This window comes from Methanocaldococcus sp., assembly GCF_024490875.1.
Classification (GTDB): Archaea; AGJL01; Methanococci; order Methanococcales; family Methanocaldococcaceae; genus Methanocaldococcus.
The window spans coordinates 85066-92012 of record NZ_JACCLX010000008.1 but is presented as its reverse complement, the minus strand read 5'-3'; the positions used below and the strand labels follow the sequence as shown (position 1 = coordinate 92012).

Annotated in this window: 6 protein-coding genes and 1 pseudogene; 5 read left to right on the top strand and 2 right to left on the bottom strand. The window is 31.9% G+C overall.

What is annotated here, in order from left to right; all coding sequences use genetic code 11:
• Window positions 1–141: pseudogene (locus tag HZY31_RS02205) on the bottom strand (H(2)-dependent methylenetetrahydromethanopterin dehydrogenase-related protein); the annotation flags it as partial.
• A gap of 127 nt (window positions 142–268) precedes the next feature.
• Window positions 269–724: a V4R domain-containing protein gene (locus HZY31_RS02200; protein ID WP_297317837.1), complete on the bottom strand. Its 456-nt coding sequence runs from the start codon at window positions 722–724 to the stop codon at window positions 269–271.
• A gap of 173 nt (window positions 725–897) precedes the next feature.
• On the opposite strand from HZY31_RS02200, the gene trpB reads away from it, so the two are divergent.
• The 5 genes from trpB (at window position 898) to rpoB (ending at window position 6879) form a co-directional block, all read left to right on the top strand.
• Entirely contained in the window at window positions 898–2103 is a 1206-nt protein-coding gene (gene trpB / locus HZY31_RS02195; protein WP_297317836.1) for a tryptophan synthase subunit beta, read from the top strand.
• 21 nt (window positions 2104–2124) lie between these two features.
• Window positions 2125–2979: a tryptophan synthase subunit alpha gene (gene trpA, locus HZY31_RS02190; RefSeq protein ID WP_297317835.1), complete on the top strand. Its 855-nt coding sequence runs from the start codon at window positions 2125–2127 to the stop codon at window positions 2977–2979.
• A gap of 157 nt (window positions 2980–3136) precedes the next feature.
• A complete protein-coding gene (locus HZY31_RS02185) occupies window positions 3137–3373 on the top strand; it encodes a DNA-directed RNA polymerase subunit H (protein WP_297317840.1) in 237 nt (78 codons plus the stop codon).
• A gap of 13 nt (window positions 3374–3386) precedes the next feature.
• On the top strand, window positions 3387–4883 hold the full coding sequence (locus tag HZY31_RS02180) for a DNA-directed RNA polymerase subunit B'' (protein WP_297317834.1): 1497 nt from the start codon (window positions 3387–3389) through the stop codon (window positions 4881–4883).
• A 91-nt stretch (window positions 4884–4974) separates the two neighbouring features.
• Window positions 4975–6879 carry a DNA-directed RNA polymerase subunit B gene (gene rpoB / locus HZY31_RS02175; RefSeq protein ID WP_463671214.1) on the top strand — a complete coding sequence of 635 codons (1905 nt, stop codon included), beginning with the start codon at window positions 4975–4977 and terminating at the stop codon, window positions 6877–6879.
• Window positions 6880–6947: the final 68 nt, after the last annotated feature.

Below are 6947 nucleotides of genomic sequence, written 5' to 3'. Positions count from 1 at the left end.
GATAACATCATGCCCTGCTTCCGCAAACTCTATTGCCATCCTCGCTCCTCCATATGGTGGCTCCCCACCAAATTTTTCTGGTAAATTTAACTGTTCTATATACAACTTCTGATTTCCTGCTCCATATACTGATACTTTCATATTTTCACCTATTTAGATATTTAAGATTAAGATTATAGTGATTTTGTCCCAAGACTAACTTTTATGTCTTTATGGTTTTTAATGAGAAAGAGAATAAAAATTATAGAAAAGGAAAATTTCATAAAAGTTAATCTTTTGTTATTATTTCAAATTCACAAACATCGTGACCTAAACCAAAACATTTTACTTCTTTAGCTAAAACATGTTTGTTCCACAGTTTTTCTAAAAATCCTGCTACAAGTCCTCCTTCGAAGTGGCAGACAGTTCTGCCAATATAGGGGATACCACTACATGTAACACATTCATAAATCCTTACAAAATTACCATCAACCTCAGGAATTCCAATTTTGCTTTTTTCAATCCAATCTAAAAAGTCATCGAGTTCGTCGAATTGTAGAGACATGCCTATATTCTTACCAGCGCGGTAGAGAATACCACCACTACATATTCCTATAACTTCTTCTAAGGTAAGATGTCTTATAACTCTTAATATAACCACAGAAGCTTCATTTCCTAATGTTGGTCTGTTAATTTTGGCAATGTCATCAATTTCTAATTTTTTAACATTTGAGTTATTTTGCATTTTTACACACCCCTATATAGATGTTATAGTATATAAATATTATTGCAAATTTTGATATCCATATTTAAAAATTAAGTAGATAACTATTAAATTTCTTAAACATATATTAAACATTGTATTCTATTATATATATTATATATGATTTATTTTATATATTTTTCGAGGTGACTATCTTGAAGAAATATAAAGATATATATCCAGATGAAAATGGAAAATTTGGTATATATGGAGGTAAATTTGTTCCAGAAACATTAATTCCTGCAATAACTGAATTAGAAAAAGCATTTAAAAGATTTTGGATAAACAATGAAGGAAACTTTAAAGAAGAGTATTATAGATTATTAAGGGACTATGTTGGAAGACCTACTCCATTATATTATGCTGAAAGATTTAGTGAAGAACTTGGCTGTAAAGTTTATTTAAAGAGAGAGGATTTAGCTCATTTAGGAGCACATAAAATAAACAATGCATTAGGTCAAGCATTATTGGCTAAAAAAATGGGTAAAAAGAGGGTTATTGCTGAAACTGGTGCTGGACAGCATGGAGTTGCTACTGCGGCGGCATGTGCTAAACTTGGATTAGAATGTGTTATATATATGGGAGCTAAAGATGTTGAAAGGCAAAAGTTAAATGTTTTTAGAATGGAACTAATGGGAGCAAAAGTAATTCCGGTATTTGGAGGTTCTCAAACATTAAAAGATGCTGTAAATGAGGCATTGAGAGATTGGACTACAAATGTTAGAACAACCTATTATTTACTTGGCTCAGCCTTAGGCCCACATCCATATCCAATGATGGTTAGAGAGTTTCAGAGAGTTATTGGAAAAGAGATTAAAGAACAGATATTAAAGAAAGAGGGAAGATTGCCAGATGTTATTATTGCCTGTGTTGGAGGAGGAAGTAATGCCATTGGAGCATTTTATGAGTTTTTAGATGATGATATTGAGTTATATGCTGTTGAGGCTGGAGGTAAGGGGATTGAGACAGGAATGCATGGAGCATCACTATGTGCTGGAGATGTTGGAGTTTTGCATGGCTCTAAGATTTATGTTAAGGAAGATGAATTTGGTCAGATTGAAGAGAGTTATAGTATTTCTGCTGGCTTAGATTATCCAGGGGTTGGTCCAGAACTTTCATTTTTAAAAGATGAAGATAGAATTAAACCAGTGTATGTAACAGATGATGAAGCATTGGAGGCCTTTCAAATACTTTGTAGATTAGAGGGAATTTTACCAGCATTAGAGAGTTCTCATGCATTGGCATATGCTATTAAGTTGGCAGATAAATTGGATAAAGATGATATTATGGTTATAAACTTATCTGGTAGAGGAGATAAAGATGTTCAAACAGTTGCTAAGGCATTAGGTAAAGAAATCTAAAAAATTTTTGAGGGAAATATTATGAAAATATCAGAGAAATTTGAAGAGTTAAAAAATAAAGGAGAGAAAGCATTTATAGCGTTTTATGTTGGAGGAGACCCAAACTTAGATATTTCAGAAAAGGCTTTAAGTGTTATATGTAAATATGCAGATATTGTTGAGATAGGAATTCCATTTTCTGATCCTGTTGCAGATGGAATTACAATACAGAAGGCAGATGTTAGAGCATTAAAAAGTGGAATGAATCCTTTAAAAGCATTTGAATTAGCAAAAAAATTGAATGAAAAATTTCCTAATGTTCCAAAGGTGTTTTTAACTTACTATAACATTATATTTAAAATGGGTGAGGAAAATTTTGTTAAAAAATGTAAAGAATCTAAAATTTCAGGAATTATAGTTCCAGATTTACCTATTGAAGAGGCAGACAGTTTATATAACTACTGTAAAAAGTTTGGAGTTGATTTAATATTTTTGATTGCACCAACAACTCCAGACGATAGATTAAAGAAAATCTTAGAGAAGTGCAGTGGATTTGTATATGTTGTTTCAGTAACAGGAACTACTGGAGCAAGAGAAAAAGTTGCAGAAGAAACTAAAGAATTAATTAAAAGAGTTAAAAAGTATTCAAAAATACCGGTTTGTGTAGGATTTGGTATTTCAAAGAGAGAGCATGTTGAAGAGATCTGTAAAATTGCTGATGGAGCAATTGTTGGAAGTGCTATCGTTAAAATTGTCGAGAAGTATGTGGATGAAAATGGAAAAATTAAAGATGAGAATAAATTTTTAAAAGAGTTAGAAGAGTTCGTTAAACATTTAAAAGAAGGAACTAAAATAAAATCTAAAACAAAAGAAAAGACAGTTATTAAGAATATTTAAGTAAAGAAATATCTGCATTTTCTAATAAAAGTAAAAAATAAATATTAGAAGGGAATATTTTCAAAGATGCATCATAATTATTTATCGCTATTTTATTTTAATCATCTATATTATTATTATAGATTTCATATTATAAAACATTAAGGGAGGAATGACCTTGAAAGTAACAGACCATGTATTAGTTCCAAAGCATGAAATAGTTCCAAAAGAAGAAGTTGAAGAGATTTTAAAAAGATATAATATTAAAATTCAACAATTACCTAAAATTTATGAGGACGATCCTGTTATTCAAGAAATTGGTGCCAAAGAAGGGGATGTAGTTAGAATAATTAGAAAAAGTCCTACTGCTGGGGTCTCTATAGCATATAGATTGGTTATTAAAAGGATTGTTTAAATAGGTGACAATTATGAGAGAATTAGTAGATGCCTATTTTAAAGAACATAGTTTAATTGAACATCAGATAGAATCATATAACGATTTTATAGAAAATAGATTACAAAAGATTATTGATGAAGTTGGATATATAGAAACTGAAATTCCTGGTGGTTATAAAGTTAAATTAGGTAAAATTAGAACTGGAAAACCGATAATTAAAGAGGCAGATGGTTCTACAAGAACTACAACTCCAATGGAAGCAAGGATTAGAGATTTAACCTATTCTGTTCCACTATACTTAGAGATGACTCCAATTATTGGAGAAGGAGAAAATGAGAAAGAGGACGAGACTGTTGAGGTTTATATTGGAGAACTTCCAGTAATGCTTGGATCTAAAATATGTCATCTATATGGAAAATCTCGAGAGGAGCTTATAGAGTTAGGAGAAGATCCAGAAGACCCTTTTGGATACTTTATAATTAATGGAACTGAAAAAGTTTTAATTACTCAGGAAGATTTAATTCCTAATAGGATATTATGTGAAAAATCTGAAAAAAGTGGAAAAATAATTGATGTTGCCAAAGTATTTTCAACAAGACATGGTTTTAGGGCATTATGTACTGTCGAGAGACATCCAGATGGTTTATTATACGCTACATTTCCAGGATTGCCAGGGCAGATACCATTAGTTATATTGATGAAAGCATTAGGAGCAGAGTCTGATAGGGATATTATTGAGGCAGTTGGTGATGAAAGATTTTTCATGGAACTCGTTCTAAATATTCAAGAAATTAGAGAAGAGTATAATATAAATACTTCCAAAGATGCCTTAGAATTCATTGGAAAAAAGGTTGCTCCTGGACAGTTAAAAGAGTATAGATTAAAAAGAGCAGAAACTGTTTTATGTAATTATTTACTCCCTCATTTAGGAGATTCCAAAGAAGATTTTCCAAAGAAAATTAGATTCTTAGGAATAATGGCAAGATCAGCCTTAGAATTATACTTTGGATATAGAGTAGAGGATGATAAAGATCATTATGCATATAAAAGAGCAAAGTTAGCAGGAGATTTAATGGAAGATCTGTTTAGATATGCCTTTAATCAACTTGTAAAGGATGTAAAGTACCAATTAGAGAGACAAACATTGAGAAACAAGAAGCCTTCAATTCAAGCCGCTGTAAGAAGTGATATATTAACTGAAAGAATTGTCCATGCCATGGCTACTGGAACTTGGGTTGGAGGAAAAACTGGGGTTAGCCAACTCTTAGATAGGACAAGTTACTTAGCAACAAATTCTCAATTAAGAAGAATTGTCTCTCCACTGTCAAGATCACAGCCACACTTTGAGGCGAGAGAATTACATGGAACTCACTGGGGTAAGATTTGTCCATCAGAAACTCCAGAAGGGCCTAACTGTGGTTTAGTTAAAAACTTTGCTATAATGTGTAAAGTAACAAGAGAAGAAGATGACAGTAAAATTATAGAATTGTTAAAATCCTTTGGAATTAAGTGTCAATACAGTGAATAAATCAGTTCTTTTTATCTCTTTAATTTTTCCATTCAAATATTTTATTAAATTGGAGTTATTACTTAGAATTTAAGCAAATAATAAAACCTAGGTGAAAAACTTGACTTCCAGAGAAGTTAATATTTATGTTAATGGAAAGTTAGTAGGAACTACTGACAAGCCAGAAGAGTTGGTTAATAGTATTAGAGAGGCACGAAGAAAGGGATTAATTCCACAATATACTACTGTTGTTTATTATGAAGAAAATAATGATATTTATATAAACACGGATGCTGGAAGAATTGTAAGACCTCTAATAGTTGTAGAAAATGGAAAACCAAAATTAACAAAGGAACATATTGAAAAATTAAAAAAAGGAGAAATTACATTTTCAGATTTGGTTAAAGAAGGAGTTATTGAATATTTAGATGCTGAAGAAGAAGAAAATGCATATATAGCAATATCTGAGGAAGAACTTACTGAGAAACACACTCACTTAGAGATCGATCCTCTGACAATATTGGGAATTGGGGCAGGAGTTGCTCCATATCCTGAGCATAATGCCGCTCCAAGAATTACAATGGCTGCAGCAATGGGTAAGCAGTCATTAGGTATTCCAATGAGTAATATAAAATGGAGATTAGATACAAGAGGGCATTATTTACATTATCTACAGGTGCCTATTGTTAGAACTAAGCATCAGGAAATTTTAGGTTTTGATAAAAGACCAGCAGGACAGAATTTTGTTGTAGCAATTATGAGTTACGAAGGATATAACATGGAGGATGCTATAGTATTTAACAAATCAGCAATTGATAGAGGATTAGGAAGAAGTACATTTTTCAGAACTTATGATGCCTGTGAGAGAAGATATCCTGGGGGACAAGTAGATAAAATCGAAATTCCTGACTCAAATGTTAGAGGTTACAGATCAGAAGAAGCTTATAAAAACTTAGAAGAGGATGGTATTGCCGCTGTAGAATCTCATGTAAAAAGTGGAGAGGTTATTGTTGGAAAAACTTCACCACCAAGATTCTTAGAAGAGCATGATATTTCTATTCAAGTAAAACCTCAAAGAAGAGATTCTTCAGTAGTTGTAAGACATGGAGAAGAAGGTTATGTTGATAAAGTAATATTGACTGAAACTAAAGAAGGGAATAGATTAGTTAAAGTTAAGGTTAGAGATTTGAGAATTCCTGAACTTGGAGATAAGTTTGCTTCAAGACATGGACAGAAAGGAGTTATGGGTTTGACAGTTCCACAGGAGGATTTACCATTTACAGAAAGTGGGATAGTTCCAGACATTATAATTAATCCGCACGCAATTCCTTCAAGAATGACTGTTGGGCAGTTATTAGAGATGCTTGGAGGTAAAGTAGGGGCTTTAGAGGGAAGAAGGATAGATGGGACAATATTCAGTGGAGAGGAAGAGTGGGATTTAAGAAAGGCTTTAGAGGCTTTAGGATTTAAAAATCATGGGAGAGAAGTAATGTATGATGGAAAAACTGGAAAAAAATTTGAAGTAGAAATTTACATTGGAATAGCATACTATCAAAAATTACACCACTTAGTAGCTGGAAAAATACACGCAAGAAGTAGAGGACCTGTTCAAGTATTAACAAGACAGCCAACAGAAGGTAGAGCAAGAGAGGGAGGTTTAAGATTTGGAGAGATGGAAAGAGATGTTTTAATAGGGCATGGAACTGCCATGTTACTTAAAGAGAGACTTATGGATGAATCAGATCCTTATGATGTTTGTATATGTTCAAAATGTGGAGATTTCGCAATATTAGATTATAGAAGAGGAATAAAATACTGTCCAATATGTGGTGAAATTGAAGATCTATATCACTCTAAAAAAATTCCATTTGTTAGAATTCCCTATGCATTCAAGTTATTGTTAGATGAATTAAAGAGTATGTGTATCCTTCCAAAGTTAAAAATTAAGGATAAAGTTGAGTTAGAAGATTTTAAAGAATTTTTTGAAAGGATAGAAAAAGAAAATCAAGAAGAGTAAGGCTAAATAACAATTAAAATATTAATTTACACACACATTTTTTATTAATCTTTTAAAATAATAATCAC